Raw genomic sequence first — 21,746 nt, forward strand, 5'->3', positions numbered from 1 at the left:
TTGAGTGCTGGCCGTTCAGACGTACCAGCAGGTGTAACCGACGATGCGTTCGAGTTGTCGGCAGCGCAACGCGGCATATGGTTCGCGCAGCAAAGCTTGGGCCAAGTGGCCATCAACATCGCTCAGTACGTAGAACTCAACGGTCAGATCGATCTGGAGACGCTGACCGAGGCATCGCGGTTGGCAGGTCAGGAACTCGGCTCCGGATATTTGCGTCTCGTCGAGACGGACGCCCTTCCGTTTCAGTACGTAGACCCCGGGATCGACGACACAATCGAACTGCTGGACGTGTCGGGCGAGACCGATCCAGTTGCCGCGGCAAATGCCTGGATGCGTGAGGAATACCGCAGGCCTGTTGATCTCTTGAACGATCGGTTGTCCGTGAGCGCCTTGCTCCGGATCGGTGAAGACCATTATTTCTGGTATCTGCGGACCCACCACATAGCTTTCGATGGCTTCGGAGCGATGGCGCTGGTCACGAGGATCGCGGAAGTCTACTCGGCCATGATCGCCGGGGAGTCGATCCCGCCTGCTCGAGGCGCCTTGTTGCCCGAAGTGGTCTCAGAGGAGCGAAAGTATCGTTCGTCGGACCGGTTCGGAAAGGACCGCGAGTACTGGGCCGAGCGCACGGCGGATCTGCCGGCGCCGCTGTCCCTCGCTCATCATCGAGCGGCGCCCGGTGAGTTTTCGAGGGTCGCCTCGGCCACGCTGGCCGACGAGACGGCCGCGCTTCTCGACGAAGCTTCGAAAGCCGCTTCCGGTAGCTCCGCGCCGGCAGTGATAGCCGCATTCGCGGCGTACCTGGCGCGAATCAGCGATGTCGAAGAAGTGGTGCTGAGCCTCCCGGTCTCCGCTCGCAACACGTCCAAATTGCGGCGAGCGGGTGGCATGGTGTCCAACGTCGTGCCCTTGCGTTTGACGGTGTCGTCTGAGACGACCGTCGAGGACCTGGTGCGGGATGTTCAGACCGAGCTGACCGGCGCGCTACGCAGGCAGCTGTACCGGCACGAGGACATGCGGCGCGACGTCGGTCAAGGGACCGCGCAGAGGGGTTTGTTCGGGCCCTCTGTGAACCTCATGATGTTTCAACCGCTTGTGGACCTCGGCGACGTCGTCGGCCATCTGCACGTTCTCACGACCGGGCCGGTCGAGGACCTCTCGATCAATCTTTATCCTGGTGTGCGCGGTTCCAACCTGAGAATCGACTTCGAGGCCAACCCGAGCACGTACACCGATGACGAACTCCTGAGTCATCACAACCGGTTCACCGATTACCTGGGCCAGATATTGCGTGCAGAACCGGGGACCCGCGTGGGTGCCCTCAGTCTCGGTACCCCGGCCGAGATCGGCGCGACCATGGTCCACTGGAATGCCACCGACAGCCTGGTGAACGACGAGTCCGTCCTCGACATGTGGTCGGCGCGGGTTCGAGAAACCCCCCAGGCGGTCGCTTTCGTCGACGGACAGACGACCTTGACGTTCGCGGAGTTCGATGACCTCACGGATCGGTGCGCTGGACTCCTTCAGGCAAATGGTGTACTCCCCGGCGACCGGGTCGCCGTGGCGATGTCGAGGTCGCTGGACATGTGCACGTGGATCTTCGGGATCCTCAAGTGCGGCAGTGCGTACGTGCCCCTCGACCCCGAGCATCCTACTTCGCGGGTCATCGATGTCCTCGAGACCGCGGCGGCCTCGACCGTCATCGCACCACTGCGGGACTGGGAAAGGCTCGGCGAGGGCCACAACGACGTCCGATACATCGATCCCGAGACCGCAGACCTGACCAGTGGCCCCGGATCTTCCAAGCCGGCGAATGTGACGATTCGTGCGAGCTCTCTCGCGTATGTTTTGTTCACCTCGGGGTCGACGGGGACTCCGAAGGGTGTGGCGATCAGTCATCGGTCCCTGGTGAACCAGATCTCTTGGCTGATCTCCGAGTTCGGTTTGACGACAACCGATTCGGTTCTCCTGAAGACTCCTGTCACATTCGATGCCTCGGTCTGGGAACTGTTTGCACCCGGCGCGGCGGGTGCGCGCCTCGTTGTTTCTGGTCCGGACGCGCACAGGGACCCTGAGCTGTTGGCCCAACTCATCGATCGCCACTCCGTGACCATTGCCCAGTTCGTGCCGTCGGTGCTGAGTCTGGTCACCGAGGTGGCCTCCCGAGACGCGATGAAGACGCTGCGGACAGTGTTTGTCGGTGGAGAGGCGCTGTCCGGTGCGCTGGTTCAGCAATTCCGGATGATTTCTGAGGCCGACGTCGTAAACCTGTACGGGCCCACCGAAGCAACGATCAATGCGACGTCTCACGTGGTAGAGAGGGGTCGCGATCAGGTCGCGGAATTGGTGCCCATCGGGCAGCCGGTGTGGAACACGCGCGCATGGGTCCTCGACAGGCAATTGCGGCCCGCGGTCGTAGGTGCGACAGGCGAGCTGTATCTGTCGGGTAGCCAACTTGCGCAAGGATATGCGCGAGCCGCGGAACTCACCGCCTCACGCTACGTGGCGTGTCCGTTCGGTGGCGAGGGTGACCGAATGTACCGCACCGGGGATCTGGTGCGGTGGAATGCGACCGGACGCCTGGAATATGTTGGACGCGCGGACTTTCAGGTCAAGATCCGTGGTCTGAGAATCGAACTCGGGGACATCGAAGCAGCCATTCTCGCCGATGACTGCGTTCGTCAGGCCGTCGTCGTCGTTCACGACGGCATCCATGGCCAGCGACTGGTGGGATACGTGGTCGCCGCCGACACCGGCGAAGACACACATTTCGACACCGCGAAACTGATGGATACCGTGAGGGAACGGGTCCCCGAGTACATGATCCCGGATGCAATCGTGCCGCTCGCGCACATGCCGCTGGGACCGAACGGCAAAGTCGATCGCGGAGCTCTTCCCGAACCTGACTTCTCCGCGCAGCGGGTGGCGTTCCGTGCGCCCATCAGTGGCAAGGAGCGCGCGCTCGCGACCTTGGTCTCGGAATTGTTGGGTGTACCCGAGGTCGGCATGGACAATTCGTTCTTCGGGCTCGGCGGGGACAGCATCATGTCGATCCAGCTCGTGTCCCGTGCGCGCGCACTGGGTCTCCACTTCACGTCGCGAGAGGTGTTCGAGCACAGGACGATCGGCGAGCTCGCTGACGCTGCCCGCGAAGAAGAATCGGCCGTGGTCTCCGAGCTTCCGGGGGGCGGTGTGGGCGAGGTCGCGCTCACCCCCATCGTCCGATGGCTGAGCGAACACCGGGAGGCCGTGTCGGCGTTCTCGCAGTCGGTGGTCGTCCCGGCACCGGAACCATTCGATGCCGGGGTTTTGGAGCGGACCTTCGACGCGGTGGTGCGGCACCACGACATCCTGAGATCCCGTCTCATCTCCGGCGCCGATGGCGCCGTGCGCCATGTGGTGGATCCGGTCGACGAGCACGTGGCGATCGCGATCGAGGAGCTGTCGGTATCGGTCGAGCCTGGTTCCAGTGCTTTCGACGACGCCATGTCGGTCGAGGCGCAGCGGATCACGGAATCCCTCGACCCGGCGACCGGTCGGATCCTGGCGGTGGCGATTGTCGGTGGTCCGTGGCAGGACGAGTTCGGCCGTCGTTTGCTGATCGTCCTCCATCATCTGGTCGTCGACGGTGTTTCGTGGCGAATTCTGTTGCCGGATCTGGCGATCGCCTGGGGGCAGGTTGCTGCGGGTGAGGCAGTTGAGCTGGCGCCGGTCGGCACCTCGATGCGGCGATGGGCGCACGGACTGACCGAATTGGCAAAGGACCCTGCGCTGGCCGGGGAACTGGACCACTGGCGATCGGTGGCGGATCTCGTCGACAACCCGACGCTGCGGGTCGACCCCGAGCGCGACCGGGTCGAGTCACTCCGGCATCGCGAGGTGACCTTGTCTTCCAAGCTCACCGAGACCCTTCTGACGCGGGTGCCAGAAGCGTTCCACGGTGGTGTCAACGACGGTTTGATGGCGGCGCTGGCCCTCGCGACCACGCATTGGCTGCGAGGCCGCGGCGAGGCCGCGGAGTCCGTGGTGGTGGCGCTGGAAGGCCATGGCCGCGAAGAGGAACTACTTCCGGGCGCAGATCTCTCCCGCACGGTCGGCTGGTTCACCGCGCTCTATCCGGTCGCACTCAATACCGCCGGGATCGACGTCGACGAGGCGCTCGCAGGCGGTCGAGCGGCCGGCGACCTGGTCAAAGCGGTCAAGGAACAACTCGCTGCGATTCCTCGTCGTGGGGTCGGCTACGGGTTGTTGCGGTATCTCGGTGACGGAGCCGAGGACCTCTCAGGTCGGCCTGCACCCGCGATCACATTCAACTATCTGGGGCGTTTGTCGGCCACAGATTTGTCCGGCCCCTGGATTCCAGACGGAGAGGGTGCGCTCCGCGGTTCTCGAGGCCGGTCGGTCCCGGTACGGACAGCGCTCGACATCAATGCGATGGTCACCGAATCGGCGACCGGGCCGCAACTGTCGACCACGATCGATTACCCGGCTGCACTGATCGACGACGAATCGGTTGACGCGCTGGTCGAACTGTGGCAGCGCGCACTGGAATCGATTGCGCTGCATTCGGCATCGCCTGACGCCGGCGGTCTGTCGCCCAGCGACCTCGATCTCGTCGATCTGTCGCAAGAACAGATAGGCGAGTTGGAGGACCGTTTCGGCGAGGTCGTCGACGTCTGGCCTCTGACACCGCTACAGAACGGTCTGCTCTTTCATGCCGAGCTCGCCGCCGGCGGCCTCGATGTGTATGCCGCTCAGATGATTCTCGATCTGCAGGGTGTTGATCCTGACCGGATGCGCCGCAGTGCAGATGAACTCGTCCGTCGGCACCCAAACCTTCGCAGCGCCTTCGTCGTCAATTCGGATGGCACCGCGTTGGCAGTCATCGATGGCCGCGCCTCGGCGCCCTGGATCGCCCACGACGTATCCGATCTCGATCAGCACGCGCAAGGACTGCGGATCGACGAGCTAACCCATGGCGAGCGGATCACACCGTTCGCCATGGATCGCCCGCCGTTGCTGCGTTTCACGATGATCAAACGTGGTCCCGGTGCGTACCGCTTCGTGGTCACCAATCACCACATCCTCCTCGACGGCTGGTCGATGCCGATCTTTGTCGGCGATCTGCTCGCGATCTATCGATCAGGTGGCGGTGGGGAGGTGCTCTCTGCTCCCAGGTCCTATCGCAATTACCTGTCCTGGTTGCAATCGCAGCCCGGCGGGCGCTCGCTCGAACTGTGGTCGAAGGCCCTCGAAGGTTTCACCGAACCCACTGTGCTCTTCCCCGTCACCGGGACGAAACTCACGGGCGAAGTGCCACAAGAGGTTTCGGTTGCGGTCGACGATGATGTCTTCGAACGGCTGACCCGGTACGTCCGCGAAACCGGGATCACCCTCAACACCGTTCTACAGTCCGCCTGGGGAATCGTGCTCTCGCGCCTGACAGGTCGCGACGATGTTGTGTTCGGAACCGCGGTGTCCGGTCGACCGCCGCAGGTCGCCGGGATCGAGTCGATGCTGGGGCTGTTCATCAACACACTTCCGGTTCGTGTCCGGATCGACCGCAGCGGCGATGTCGCCGGTTTGATGAAACGGCTTGCGCAAGAACAGGCCGAGTTGCTCGATCATCACGCTGTCGGGCTGGCCGAGATCTTTGCCGCGGCGGACGTCGAATCACTCTTCGACACCATGATGGTCTACGAGTCCTACCCTCTGGACCGGGACGCGCTCAGCGCTGCTGCGGACATCGATGGGATGCGGGTCGACGGTGCCGATGTCTTGGACGCCACCCACTACCCGCTGACACTCATCGCCATGACCGATCCGCACCTGCGGCTGTCGGCGAAGTATTTGGCGGGCGCCGTTGACCGCGAGCAGGCCGAGTCGATCTTGAACATGATGGTGCGGGTACTGCGGCAGCTCGCGGCAGGCCCGTTGGTCCGCGTCGGTGACATAGAGATCCTCACCGACGACGAGCGACTCGAACTGCTCGGACAGAGTGGGGCCGTTGCCACATCGCCGACCACACTGCCAGAGCTGCTCGCAGATGCGGCGGCGATGGGCGCCGGGCGCAACGCAGTCGAGTCGCCGTCAGGATCGATCACCTACCAGGAGCTCGACGCGCGATCGAACGCCCTTGCCCGGCTGCTCATCTCGAGAGGTATTGGTACTGAGAAGGTTGTCGCCCTCGGGATGGGGCGGTCCATTGATTTCATGGTCGGCCTATGGGCGGTTGCGAAGACCGGTGCCGGTTACCTTCCCGTGGACATGCGCTACCCGCCCGAACGTATCGAGCACATGCTCGTCGATTCGGCGGCGGTGTACGGCCTGTCGACTTCGTCGTGGCGTGAGGCACGTCCAGGAAGCATCGAGTGGCTTGAACTCGACGTCGCCGACACGGCCGACATCTTGGCCGGATACTCCACTGCGAGCGTCGCCGAAAGCGAACGTCGTTCGCCGATTCGGCTCGCCAACACCGCCTACATGATCTACACCTCCGGCACGACGGGTGTGCCGAAGGGTGTCGCGGTGACGCATGGCGGCCTGTCGAACCTCATGCACGACCAGTCCGACCGTTTCGTCCTGACGTCACGGTCGAGGACGCTGCACTTCGCCTCTCCGAGCTTCGACGCCTCTGTGTTGGAAGTGTTGCTGGCGCTCGCGCATGGGTCGACGATGGTCATCGCACCGACGGAACTGTACGGCGGTGAGGAACTCCACGATTTCCTCGCCGAGTACGCGGTCACTCATGGATTCATCACGCCTGCGGCACTGGCCTCTGTGGATCCGGCGAATCTGGACGACTTCGAAACCGTCGTGGTCGGCGGGGAGGCGTGCCCGCCGGAACTCGTCGAGCGCTGGGCTCCGGGTCGTCGGATGTTCAACGGTTATGGGCCGACGGAGACAACTTGTTTCGCTGACATCGCTGGACCGATGTCCGTCGGTGCAGACATCACGATCGGCTCGCCGGTTCGTGGCCTGACGTCGCTGATCCTGGACGGACGCCTCCAGCCGGTACCGGTCGGTGTGGACGGTGAGCTGTACCTGAGCGGCCCCGCGATGGCTAGGGGGTACCACGAGCGGGCGTCGCTGACTGCAGATCGGTTCGTCTCGAACCCGCACGGAGCCTCCGGTGAGCGCATGTATCGAACGGGTGACGTCGCGCGGTGGGTCCGCGGGGCCCACGGGCTTGAAGTCAAGTACCTGGGCCGCAGTGACTTCCAGGTAAAGGTCCGTGGCTTCCGTATCGAGCTGGGGGAGATCGACGCGACGCTGGCCGCGCACCCCGACATCGACTTCGCTTCGACGGCGGGCATGACGCTGCCTTCCGGTGTGACGGCGCTGGTGTCCCACGTCCTGGCGACAGCTCCACTGGACGCCAGGACGGTTCGGGACTTCGTCGGCAGTCGACTGCCTACGCACATGGTGCCCAGCGCGGTCGTCTTTCTCGATGAGATACCCCTGACCCGTTCGGGCAAGCTGGATCGGGCGGCTCTGCCGGCGCCGGACCTCACCGCGTTGCCTGTTGGTGGTGCGGAGCCATCCACGGCGACCGAAGTGGCCGTCGCCGAGGTTTTGGCGGAGATTCTCGGGCTACCTGCGGTTGGCGCGGACGTCTCGTTCTTCGACGTGGGCGGTAACTCCCTCCTCGCGACGAAAGCGGCAGCCCGGATCAGCGCGCGAATAGGCCGCCGCGTGGCGGTCCGCGAGATCTTCGACAATCCAACCGTCGAAACCCTGTCTGCTGCAGTTGATTCAGCAGTCGCATCTGAGTCTGTGCCTGACCTAGTTGCAGGTCTTGCGGGGGATCGGCCTCCGCTGTCCCTGGCCCAGCAGACCATGTGGTTGCTCAACCGACTCGACCCGGACTCCGCCGCGTACAACATTCCACTGGTGGTGCGACTCCGGGGGCAGATCGATAGGACGGCACTTCGCGCGGCGTTGCTCGACGTGGTCGAGCGGCATGAACCGCTCCGTACGATCTTCCCCGACACCGGGGGTGACCCCGTGCAGCATGTACTGCCCATGTCGGAGGTCGTCCTCGAACCGTCGATCGAGTCGGCGACCGAGACCGATCTCGACTCGAGAATCTCCGGTGTTGCACGACGTGGATTCGATCTGCGCTCGGATCTCCCGTTGCGCGCGAACATCTTCGAGATCGCCGACGATGACCACGTAGTCGTGGTGGTTGTCCACCACATCAGTGCAGACGGCGCATCATTGAGCCCGTTGGCGCGGGACTTCGTGTTCGCGTACTCATCTCGGGCAGCCGGCCGGCCTCCTGAGTTCGCGCCCCTGGCTGTGAGTTATCCGGACTTCGCAGTTTGGCAGCGCCGGTATCTCGGCGACGCCGACGACGCGGATTCGGAAGCCGGACGGCAAATCGGGTACTGGAGGAACGAGCTCGGCGGCGCACCTGAACTGCTGGAACTCCCGTCGGATCGACCACGTCCACCGCAGCGATCCACCCAGGGTGCGACAGTGCCGCTCGAGATCGACGAAGAGCTCTATGGCGATTTGGTCGTTCTCGCCCGCGAGCACGGCGTAACCGTCTTCATGCTGCTCCATGCGGCGTTGGCGGTCCTGCTGTCACGCGTCAGCGGAAATTCCGATATCGCCGTCGGCACACCGGTTGTCGGCAGGCGGGACGAAAAGCTCGCCGATCTCGTCGGGGTCTTTGTCAACACGGTGGTGCTGCGAACCGAGATCGATCCGGCATCCGCGGTCGCGGAACTCCTCGGCGTCATACGCAGGGTTGACTCGTCCGCGTTCGACAACGCGGACGTGCCGTTCGAGCAGCTCGTGCGCGCCCTGGGTCGTCGACGGTCCAACGCGTATTCACCGATTTTCCAGGTGTTGCTCTCGATGCAGAACAACGAGCGTGTCGATATCGACGTAGCCGGAGTGCGGGCGCAGATCAACAACCTGAGCTCTACGCGGGCAGCGCAGTTCGATCTCTCGTTCAACCTGTTCGAGTTGTACAACCCGACCACGTTCGCCCCGGAGCGCTTGGGCGGTGAATTGAGTTATGCAACAGATCTTTTCGATGAGCATTCCATGACCGAGCTTGCTGACAGATTTGTGGCAACGGTCCGTTCCTTGGTCTCCGCGGCCGCCGGAGTCGTCGGTGACATCGATATCCGGACCGCTTCCGAGAAAGGGCTCGGAGTTCCGTCGGTCGTCGAGCTGCTGGCCACCGACAACATCCTCGAGTTGATCTCCGCGGCAGCGTCCGTCGATCCGGATGCCATCGCCGTGCGCCATGGCGATGTCTCGGTTTCCTACCGTGACCTGCACGGGCACCTGACGTTGGTCGGAGCACCTCTTGCCGCGCGTGGGCTCAGTGATGATGCGGTGCTGTCGGTCTCGCTGGCGGGGCTCATCCCGGCGACGGCCACGCTGCCGCCGAACGGGCCGGGAGGAATCGGCTCGGTCATCGATGAATTGGTGGCGACGACGACGGGGATCGTCGCCAATGGCGGCGGTATCGAACAGTCGCTGCGCGCGGCCGTGTCACGTTCTGGCGCGGACACGCTGGCCTCGCTCTTCACAGAACAGGCAGCGAGAACTCCGGACGCAGTCGCAATTCGGTTCGGCGACGAGAACCTCGACTATGACGAGTTCGCTCAGCGGGCCGGACGCCTCGCGCGGCATCTGATCGAGGAGGGTGTCGGACCCGAATCGCTTGTCGGACTTGCGGTGCCGCGATCGCTCGAATTGTTGATCGGTATGTACGCGATCACCCTCGCAGGCGGCGCGTACGTTCCCATCGATCTCGAACACCCGGCCGAACGGATCGCCCACACGCTGCGCACCGCCGATCCGGTGTGTGTTCTCGTACTGGCCGATGCGGAGCCGCTGCCAGGCTTCTCAGGTGCGACCATCGAACTCGACAGGGTAGACCTATCTCGGTACCCGGGCGGCGCGGTCTCCGACACCGAGCGCTCGGCACCGCTTCGTCCGCACAACACCGCGTACGTGATTTTCACCTCGGGCTCCACCGGCAAGCCGAAAGGCGTTGCCATCAGCCATGGTTCGATCGTGAACCGTTTGCTGTGGATGCAGGGGGAGTACGGCCTGACCGCGGACGATGTCGTGTTGCAGAAGACGCCGGCGACATTCGACGTATCTGTCTGGGAGTTCTACTGGCCGCTGCAGGTGGGCGCGCAACTCACCATCGCGGCGCCAGGTGGTCACCGGGATCCTGGCTACCTGCAGTCGCTGATCGAGCGGCACGGGGTGACCACATTGCACTTCGTCCCGTCGATGCTACTGATCTTCGTTGCGGCAGCAGACCCTTCGGCGCTGATGTCACTGCGCCTGGTCTTCGCCAGTGGTGAAGCTCTTCCGGGTGCTACGGCTGCGGCCTTCCGCCGGATATCGGCTGCGCCACTGCACAATCTGTACGGCCCCACCGAAGCAGCCGTCGACGTCTCCTACCACGAGTGGACCGAAGCGGACGGCGCGTCGGTCCCGCTGGGGGTAGCGGTCAGCAACACCGAGTTGATCGTGCTCGACGATCGCTTGCGCCCGGTGCCCGCCGGAGTGGCCGGGGAGTTGTATCTCTCCGGCGTCCAGTTGGCGCGCGGGTATGTCAACCGCCCCGATCTGAGCAGCGACCGGTTCGTCGCGCTTCCGAACGGACTGTCGACCACTTCGGGCGCCGGCACCCGGATGTACCGCACGGGCGATCTCGTCCGTCGCAGGGCGAGCGGAGAGCTCGAATATCTGGGGCGCACAGACTTTCAGGTCAAGCTCCACGGACTCCGCATCGAACTGGGTGAGATCGAGTCGGTGTTGCTCGGCGCCGACGGCGTGACCGGCGCGGTGGTCCTGGTCGTGGACGACAACATCGGCCAGCGGTTGGTGGGGTATGTGACCGGGCAAGGCGACGTCGACGTCGACCTGCTCCTGGATCAGTGCCGGACGCGGTTACCGGAGTACATGGTTCCGACAGCGCTACTCCAGCTTTCCGAGTTTCCGACCAACGCCAACGGAAAGCTCGACAGGGGTGCGCTTCCCGTCATCGAGGTGGTGACGAGGACCGACGAGTTCGTTCCGCCCACGAATCCGCTCGAGGAGGTCGTCGCGAATCTCTTCGCCGACACCCTCGGTGTCGCCCGTGTCAGTGTCACCGCCTCGTTCTTCGAGCAGGGAGGCAACTCTCTCGGTGCTGCCCGTCTTGCGACCAGGGTCTCGGAGACGCTGGGAACCACGATCGGGATCCGCGACCTGTTCGAGAAGCAATCGGCACGGGCACTCGCGCACCTGATAGATGACCGCAGGTCCGCAGGTGACACCGGCGGAGCGGTGGTTGCGGCGCGCTTCGTCAAGCCTGATGTGCCACGTCCGCAACATGTTCCGCTGTCGCTCGCCCAACAACGTCTGTGGTTCATCAACAGGTACGATCCGGAGACCGGTGCGTACAACATCCCGATGACGCTGCTGTTCACGGGTGATCTAGATGTCGAGGCTCTCGGCGCTGCGCTGGTCGACCTGGTCGAAAGACAGCAGGCAATCAGGACCATCTACCCGCAGGGTCCGGACGGACCCCACCAGGTTGTCGTCCCGATCATGGAGGCGCTTCCCCCGTTCCGGCTCGACTCCATTCCGCAGGAACAGGTGTGGAATCGGTTGCGGGCCTTTGCAAAGCCTGGCTTCGACGTCACCACCACGGTGCCATTTCGGTCAGCACTCTGGCACCTCGAGCCCGCCGACCCTGTCGCAGGTGTCCCCGACGAACACCTGCTGGTCATCGTCATACACCACATCGCCTCGGATGGTCTCTCGATGCAGCCCTTGGCGGCGGACCTGCTCACCGCCTACCGCGCCCGCCGTGGGGGGCAAGCGCCGGACTGGGCGTCACTGGAGGTCCAGTACGCAGACTTCGCGCTCTGGCAGCAGCAGAACTTCGGACTGGAGGCCGCGAGTGGCCTCGCTGCCACACAACTCGATTTCTGGCGCACAACACTTGCGGGACTCCCAGAGGTCATCGCGCTGCCGACCGACCGCCCGCGCTCGAATGTGCGCACCGGTCAAGGTGCCAGCCACTACTTCTCGGTGCCCGCCGAAGTGCACCGAGACCTGGTTGCGCTCGCCGGCGCCAGCGGAGTGTCCAGCTTCATGGTCGTCCACGCTGCCCTCGCCTTACTTTTCGCGCGGTCGGGCGCTGAACGTGACGTTGCATTGGGAACACCGATCGGAGGACGCGGCGCGCCCGAACTCGACGCGCTGGTCGGTATGTTCGTCAACACCCTCGTGTTGCGCACGGAGGTCCCTTCACAGGGCACCGTCGCCGAGTTCCTTGCCGCCGTGAGGGCGGCCGATCTCGATGCATTCACCAACAGCGACGTGCCATTCGAGCAGATCGTGGATGCCCTGACGCCGCAGCGGTCCATGGCGCACACGCCGCTCATCCAGGTCGTTTTCGGCCTGAACAACGGATCCCGCCCCACGCTCGATCTCGACGACCTGATCGTCACCCCGGGCGCGGTAGACACCGAGTTCAGCAAATTCGACCTCGCCTTCGAGTTCACTGAGCAATGGGACGCAGAGGGACGGCCGGCAGGTCTGGCCGGGTTCCTCGGATACGCGACCGACATCTTCGACCCGTCGACCGCCACCGCGTTGGCAGATCGTCTGAACATGGTGCTCGCGGGTGTTGTGACCGGTGGGAACACTCTTCTTGACGAGATCTCACTGCTCGACGACGCGTCGAAGGCCGCCCTCGTCCCGGTCACAGGCACAGAGCCGGTCGAGCCGTCGACTCTCATCGAACTCCTCGACTCCGCGGTCGTGGCCGGCGGTGACGGTGTGGCAATGATCTGCGGCGCCCAGAGCATGACCTATCGGGAACTGGATGAACGCTCGAATCAGCTTGCGCGCGAGCTCATCGCGAGGGGGTTGGGGCCAGAGGACGTCGTTGCGCTGGGCATCACACGCAGTATCGAGTCGGTCTTGGCGGTCTGGGCTGTGGCCAGGTCCGGGGCGGCGTTCGTACCGGTGGATCCCAACTATCCGGCCGATCGCGTGGAGCACATGCTCACCGATTCCGGCGCCGCAATCGGTCTGACCAGACGCGTCGATGCCCTACGGCTGCCGAGAACAGTGGAATGGCTGGACATCGACGATCCGGTTCTTCACCGGCACTCCGGGACATCGATCTCCGCCGACGAGCGCCGCGCGCCGGTCCGGGTGTCGAACTGCGCGTACATCATCTACACCTCCGGCACGACCGGGAAGCCCAAGGGCGTAGAGGTCAGTCACGGGGGCCTTGCCGCGTTCAACGCTGAGCAGGTGTCTCGCTACAGAACCGACAGAGACTCGCGGACACTGCATTTCGCTTCTCCCAGCTTTGATGCGTCGGTGCTCGAGCTGCTGCTGGCGGTCGGTGCCGGTGCCACGATGATCATTGTGCCGTCCGGGATCTACGGCGGCGACGAGCTGTACGACCTGCTTGCCCAACACGAGGTCTCCCATGCGTTCATCACGCCGTCGGCATTGGCGTCGATCGATCCGCGCGGTCTGCCGCACTTCGCCGATGTGATCGCCGGCGGCGAGGCCGTTCCGGGTGATCTCGTCGAGCGGTGGGCACCGGGGCGGCGCCTATATAACGGGTACGGACCCACCGAGACCACGATCATGACCAACATCAGCGACCCGATGTCGCCGGGCACACCGGTCACCATCGGCGGTCCGATTGCCGGCGTGAGTGCGCTCGTGCTCGACGTCGCCCTGCGTCCGGTCCCGGTAGGTGTTCCCGGAGAGCTGTACATCAGCGGACCCGGGGTCTCTCGGGCGTATCGCGGTCGCGCCGACCTCACGTCGAATCGCTTCGTCGCCAACCCGTATACACATGCCGGTGCCCGTATGTACCGCACCGGTGACGTGGTGCGGTGGGTCGCTGTCCCGAAGGACGGCGGGTCGACCGCCTTCGAGATCTCCTACATGGGACGCTCGGATCAACAGGTCAAGGTGCGCGGATTCCGAATCGAGCTCGGCGAGATCGACGCCGTCCTGGCCGGTCATCCCGCGGTCGATTTCGCCGTCACCATCGGTGTGGACGGGCCAACCGGCGACACGGCGCTGGCCGCCTATGTGAAGCCGACACCCGGCAGCACGGTCGACGCCCGGGATCTCACCGACTACGCCAACGGTTTCCTGCCCAAGTTCATGGTGCCCACGTCGATCGTGCTGTTGTCCGAGGTGCCGCTGACACCGGTTGGCAAGCTCGACAAACGCGCACTGCCCGAACCGGACTTCCGGGGAAACGGAACCGAACATCGTGAGCCGTCGACACCGATGGAGCACGCGATCGCTTCAGCCTTCGCAGAGGTGCTCGGCGTGGACGCGGTGGGCGCGGACGACTCCTTCTTCGACCTCGGTGGCAATTCGCTTGCGGCAACACGTGCGATCGCCCGGATCAACGAGATCCTGGGTGTGCGGCTCGGCGTACGGATTCTGTTCGAGGCCCCTGTCGTCGCCGCCCTCGCCGAAGCCATCGGCGCGTCACCGGACCTAGATGGCATGCCTATCCGACCGCTGACCCCCCAAGTCCGTCCGGAGCGGATCCCACTGTCGTTGGCGCAGCAACGCATGTGGTTCGTCAACCGCCTCAACCCCGATGCGGCGGACTACAACATCCCGCTCGGTCTACGACTGCGAGGAACGCTCGACGAAGCCGCCCTTCGCACGGCTCTGATGGATGTCATCGCGCGTCAGGAGATCCTGCGAACGGTCTATCCCGATTCCGTGCAGGGGCCGTACCAGCGGATCCTGCCGGCGGGTGAGGTCACCCCGCAGCTGATCGGCAGAGTCGTCGACAGTGAAGACGAACTGATCGCTGCATGTGTCGAGGTGGCCACCGAGGGCTTCGACGTCACTACGGCGCCGCCGCTGCGGGCACTCCTGATCGAGCTGGCACCAGATGACCATGTCGTCTTGCTCGTGATCCACCACATCGCCGCAGACGGATCTTCGCTGGTTCCGCTCGCGACCGATCTGATGACGTCGTACTCGGCGCGCATCGCCGGCGGCTCACCCGTCTTCCGGCCGTTGAGCGTGCAGTACGCGGATTACGCCATCTGGCAGCGCGGCGTGATGGGTTCCGAGGACGACCCGGAGTCGCTCGTGTCTCGCCAGATCGCTTTCTGGCGTGAGCATCTTGCCGGACTGCCGGAGCTGTTGGACATCCCCACGGACCGACCTCGCACAGACAAGCGTTCGGTCTCCGGTGGTGAGGTGACGTTCACGATCCCGGCGGAACTGCAGGAGAAGCTGCACGCACTCGCCAGGGACAACGACACGACGATGTTCATGGTCGTCCACGCGGCCTACTCGGTCCTGTTGTCGCGGTTGAGCGGATCGTCCGACGTCGCCGTCGGCGCCCCCACGGCCGGCCGCAACGCCTCCGCTGTCGAGGGGCTGGTCGGGATGTTTGTCAACACCCTGGTGCTCCGTACTCGCGTCGACCTGTCGGATACGTTCCTGAGGACTCTGTCGGAGACCAAGGCTTCGGACCTGGCAGCGTTCAACAACGCCGACCTGCCGTTCGAGCAGGTGGTCGAAGCGCTCGCGCCGGGACGCTCCCGCAAGTACGCCCCGCTGGTGCAGGCGATTCTGACGATGCAGAACATCGACATCCCGACCGTCAGGCTCCCGGGCCTCGAGGTCAGCGGACTCGATTCGCCGCTGCGATACGTGAAGTCGGATCTAGGGCTGACCGTCTCGGAGTCGTTCGGGGCGGACGGTCGTGGGCGCGGCGTCGACGCCATCCTCGACTACGCGGTAGACATCTTCGATGAGGAGACAGTCGTCTCCATGTCGCAGCGGTACCTCGCGATCCTGGATGCGATCACGCAAGACCCGAACGTCACCGTCGGTGACATCGACATCCTCAGCGATGCCGAACGGGCATCACGGGGTCGCGCGATCTCTTCACCGGAAGTGGAAGGTTTCGGCTCGGTACTTCAGGAGCTGAAAGGCAAGTCGCTCTCCGAACTACTGGAGACGGCGGCAAGGATAAGCCCGGCCGGCATTGCACTGTCGCACAACGGGACCGATGTGTCCTACGGTGCGCTGCACGCGAAGTCCAAAGAATTGGTCGTGACACTCGCCGCGGTCGGCGTCGGGCCGGAGGCAGCCGTGACCGTCGCGCTGTCGACGCTGCTGCCGGGCCTGCTCGAAGGGGAGTCGGCCGAGGGGTTCGCCGAACAGTTCGCCGGCATGCTCGCATCGGTGATTGCCGAATCGGGCGAGGGTTCGGCCCGTGATGCGACCCTGATGGGCTTGTTCGACGAACAGGTGGGCCGCACTCCGGGTAACCGGGCGCTCATCGACGGTGACCTCGTCTTGACCTACTCCGAGCTCGACGAGCGTGCCAACCGGCTTGCCCGGCTACTGATCTCCCGCGGTGTCGGCCCAGAGCAGCTGGTTGCGGTCGCTCTCGACCGGACCGCAGATCTGGTCGTCGCACTGATCGCAGTCCTCAAGACCGGTGCCGGGTACCTGCCGATCGACACCAGCCACCCGGTCGACCGGCTGCAGTTCATCTTCGACGATGCCGCACCGGTCGCGTTGATCGTGTCGGAGGGTCTCCGCGGCACACTGCCCGCTCAACTACCAGACAGCGTCGTGCTCGACGATGCAGTGACGAAGGACTCGCTCCGGGCCCTTGACGGCACCCCGTTCTCGGAGGCGGAGCGCCCCGGGGTCCTCGCGTCCAATGTTGCCTACGTCATCTACACCTCCGGCTCCACGGGGCGGCCCAAGGGTGTGGTGATCGCTCATGAGACGGTCGTCGCCTTGTTCCGGAACACTCAGGCGGAGTTCGGTTTCGACGAGAACGACGTGTGGACGATGTTTCATTCGTACGCCTTCGATTTCTCTGTGTGGGAGCTGTGGGGCCCGCTGCTCTACGGTGGCGCGCTGGTCATGGTCGACTACGTGATGTCCCGTTCGCCGCAAGAGTTCCGGGAACTGCTCGTGCGCGAACGTGTGACGGTTCTCAACCAGACCCCTTCGGCTTTCTACCAGTTCGCCGAGATCGACCGGATCGCGGATCCGTCCGCTGGTGAACTGTCGCTGCGTTATGTGATCTTCGGTGGCGAGGCGCTCGACCTCGGACAGCTCGACCGGTGGTTCGCCCGACACCCCGACACCGCTCCGGTACTGGTGAACATGTACGGCATCACCGAGACGACCGTGCACGTGACGAAGATCCGACTCGACCGTGAGTTCGCTGCCCGCGCAACGTCGTCGGTGGTGGGTGACGCGATTCCGGGTCTGCGCGTGCACGTACTCGACAGCCGTCTGCATCCTGTCTCCAGTGGAGTGGCCGGTGACCTCTACGTGTCGGGCGCACAACTGGGACGCGGCTATCTCGCCCGCCCCGATCTGACCGCCGCGCGGTTCGTCGCAGACCCGTTCGGTCTGCCGGGTGAGCGCCTCTACCGGTCCGGCGACATTGCACGATGGAACTCGCGTGGCGAACTCGAATACCTGGGTCGCAGTGACTCCCAGGTGCAGTTGCGCGGCTTCCGCGTGGAACTGGGAGAAGTCGAGGCCGCGCTCCTACGTATAGACGGCGTCGCCTCCGCGGTGGCGCTGGTGGACAAGCCGGGCGAGCGTGACCTGGCCACGGGCGATCGACTGATCGCGTACGTGGTGCCGGAGATCGGTGCCCACCTCGAAGTCGGAGACATCCGCTCCGCGGCAGCCGGATTCCTGACCAGCTATATGGTTCCCGACGTGGTGGTCCTGTTGGAGGCCCTTCCGCTGACCGTCAACGGAAAGCTCGACCGGACCGCGCTACCACTCCCGGAATCGTTTGGGGGAGGGGCCGAGCACATCGAGCCCAGGACCGCCGCAGAGCAGGCCGTCGCCGAGGTGTTCGGTGACATCGCCGCGGCGACGCGGGTGGGCGCCACCGATTCCTTCTTCGACATCGGCGGTACATCACTCGGTGCGACCAGGGTGGCTGCCCGGGTGTCCGCAGCACTCGGGATCGACATCAGCGTGCGCGATGTGTTCGATCACCCGAGTGTCGCCGAACTGGCCGAGCTCGCGTCGTCGCGAACCGGTGGCTCCGGGCTGTCGCGGCCCGCGCTCACACCGCGAATACGCCCGGAACGAATCCCGTTGTCGCTCGCACAGACCCGCATGTGGTTCATCAACCAGTTCGACACCGCATCGCCGGCGTACAACCTGCCGCTGCCACTTCGGCTGTCAGGTGAACTCGACACGACGGCGCTGCGGCAGGCGATCGCCGATGTCGCGGAACGTCATGAGTCGCTTCGGACGACGTTCCCGGACACCGCTGACGGGCCTTATCAGTTGATCCACCCGGTCGCCGATGTCGTGGCTGCCGTCTACCGAGAGGTGACGGTACGCCGCGAGCCGGAGGCAGTCGCAGATGAACTACGGAAGCACGCGCTGGCGGGATTCGACGTCACGACCGGGTTCCCGCTGCGCATCGTGCTGGTACGCATCAGCGACAGCGAACACATCCTGATGCTCGTTGCCCACCACATCTCTGCGGACGGTGCCTCGATGGCTCCGCTGTTCGGTGACCTGGTCACGGCCTACGAAGCGCGGCGGACAGGCATCGCCCCCCAGTACCAACCCCTGGTCGTCCAGTACGCCGATTACTCGATGTGGCAGCGTGAATTGCTCGGCGACGAGGGTGATCCGGAGTCGGTGGCAGCATCCGAGGTGGCGTTCTGGCGGTCACGTCTCGACGGTCTTCCGGAATCTGTCGAGCTACCCTCGGACCGGCAGCGTCCCGGAACGCAGTCGCTTCGAGGAGAGGGCTTCGGCTTCACCGTGAGCGCTGCGATCCGCGAATCGCTCCAGGAGGTTGCGCGTTCGCATGATGTCAGCATGTTCATGTTGGTGCACGCGGGTCTGGCCGTCCTGCTCGAAAGGCTGAGCGGAGCAACCGATATCGCGATCGGCACCCCGGTGGCGGGGCGTGGCGAGCAGGCGCTCGATCCGCTGGTCGGCATGTTCGTGAACACGGTTGTCCTACGGGCCGAGGTCGACCCGGGAGTCCGGTTCGTCGACTTGCTCGCGCAGATTCGCGAAACCGATATCGATGCGATGGCACATGCGGACATCCCGTTCGAGCGACTCGTCGAGGTACTCGATGTGCCTCGGTCGACGGCTCATCATCCGTTGTTCCAGGTGGCGCTGTCATTCGATAACAACGAGATGCCCGAATTGTCCTTGCCGGGTTTGCGGGTGTCGCCGGTAGTCGCAGACTTCGAGGTCGCCAAGTTCGATCTGCAACTCTCGATCGGCGACAACGATGCGCCGGGCGCTCCGTTGAGTGCACTACTCACCTACGCGACCGACCTGTTCGACGAGTCGTCCGTCAGTGAGTTCGCCGATCGATTCGTGCGAATTCTCGAGGCCGTCGCCGACGACCCAGCAGTCCTGCTGAGCGACATCGACATGCTGTCGGCCGGCGAGTTCGTGCAGCTCACCGAGGTCAGCGGCGCGCCCGGGCTCGACCCGGAGAGCCTGCCGGCACTACTGACCCGTGGTGTGGTCGCCAACCCCGACGGGATCGCGGTCTCGTTCCGCGGCGAGACCCTGACATACGCGGCGCTCGACCGGCTGACCAACCGGATGGCTCGTCGACTGATCGCCCTCGGCGCCGGACCGGAAACGGTTGTCGCTCTGGGTATCCGTCGTTCGAAGGCGTCGATCATCGGAACCTGGGCGATCGCGAAGACCGGCGCCGCCTACCTGCCGATCAATGTGGACTACCCCCGTGAACGCATCGTGGAGATGCTCGAGGACTCCAGTTCGATCTTCGGTGTGACGGTGTCGGCAGACAGCGCGGAACTGCCCGCCGACGGCCACTGGCACGACCTCCACGATCTCGATGCCGCGTCCTCCGAGGAAGAGGACACTCCGGTGTCGGATGCCGACCGACGTGCTCCGGTGCATCCCGAATCGTCGGCCTACTTCATCTACACCTCTGGTTCGACAGGAAAGCCAAAGGCGGTGGTGGTGACCCACCGCGGTCTGGCCAACCTCGCGAGGGATGTGCGCGAGCACTACGACGTCAGTACGGACTCGCGCTTCCTGCATGTGGCATCGCCGAGCTTCGATACCTCTGTCGGCGAGTTGTTGGCTGCGTTCAGTGCCGGCGCCACGCTCGTCGTCTCCCCGCAGGATGTCTTCGGCGGTGATGAGTTGGCCGAGTTGATCGCCGAAGAGCAGATCACCAACGTCGTCATGACGCCGACCGCGTTGATGACCGTAGATCCCACTGGACTCGAATCGGTGCATTCGGTCGTCGTGGGTGGCGACGTCTGCCCGCCCGAACTCACAGAACGTTGGACTGGTGCGCTCCGAAATGCGTACGGCCCCACCGAGACAACGGTCATCGTCACGATCACGCCGCCTCTCGATGCCGGCGCGCGCGTCACGATCGGTTCGCCGCTTCGAGGCGTCACCACACGCATCCTCGACTCGCGGTTGCGGGTGGTCCCGCGCGGCGTTGTGGGCGAACTCTACGTGGCCGGACCAGGTGTCGCCCGTGGCTATCACGACCGTCCCGGCACGACGGCAGAGCGTTTCATCCCCGATCCTTATGGAGCGGCGGGATCGCGGCTCTACCGCACCGGTGACCTGGTCCGGTACAGCGTCGACACCGACATCGCCCCGAACTCGCTCGAGTACATCGGGCGTAGCGACTTCCAGGTGAAGGTCCGTGGCTTCCGCGTCGAACTCGGCGAGATCGACAGGCTCCTCGACAAACATTCAGCCGTCGACTTCGCCGTGACGACCGGCGCCCCCGGTCCGGGCGGTGACACGGTGCTCGTCTCGTACATCCTGGCCAAGCCCGGTACTACGATCGACGAAGATGAACTCAAACGCTCTGTGGGAGAGCATCTTCCGCAGCACATGATTCCGTCCGTGGTCATGGTGATCGACTCGATACCACTCACGCCGATCGGCAAACTCGACCGCCGCGCCTTGCCGGCGCCGGTGTTCGAGGTAGGGGACCGGGTCTTCCGAGCCCCGAGCAGCCAATTGGAGTCGACGCTGGCTGATGTCTTCGCAGATGTACTGGGTGTCGAAGAGGTGAGTGTCGACGAAAGCTTCTTCGATCTCGGCGGTAACTCGCTCAGCGCCACCAAGGTCGTCGGGCGGGCGGGTGCCGCGCTCGGCAGCAAGATCGGTGTCCGAGAGCTGTTCGCAGCGCCGACCGTCGCCGAACTCGCCGCCCGACTCACTGCGGCCACCGGTGTCCGTGCCGCCCGCCCACCGCTGGTCGCCCGACCGCGACCCGTGCAGATTCCGTTGTCGCTTGCGCAGACCCGGATGTGGTTCCTGAACCGCTTCGATCCGGAGTCCGTGGCCTATAACATCCCCGCCGCCGTCACACTCGCGGGTGAACTCGACATCGCGGCACTCGAATCGGCGATCGCCGATGTGGTGAACCGGCACGAGTCGCTACGCACCATCTATCCCGATTCGCTTGCTGGACCGCACCAGGTGATACTGCCCGCCGAGGATGCCCTTCCGACAGTCGAGAGGTACCTGGCAACGGCAGAGGACATCCCGGAGGTACTTGGGAGATTCGTCGCACAGGGCTTCGACGTGACGGTCACGCCACCGGTGCGGATTGCGCTGGTCGAGATCGATGCGGTGACACGTGTCCTGGCGATGGTCGTGCACCATGTTGCCGCAGACGGCCAGTCGATGGTGCCCTTCGTGGGAGATCTCGCCAC

At 64.5% G+C, this 21,746-nt stretch carries 1 protein-coding gene (only partly in view); it reads left to right on the forward strand.

From position 1 onward, the window contains the following. Positions 1-21,746, forward strand: the 5' portion of a protein-coding gene (locus tag BFL43_RS24930) for a non-ribosomal peptide synthetase (protein WP_084896164.1). It continues 12,088 nt past the right edge of the window; 21,746 of the gene's 33,834 nt are visible here — the first part of the coding sequence; it begins with the start codon at positions 1-3; its stop codon lies off the right edge, out of view.

Source organism: Williamsia sp. 1135 (genome assembly GCF_002095395.1).
GTDB lineage: Bacteria > Actinomycetota > Actinomycetes > Mycobacteriales > Mycobacteriaceae > Williamsia.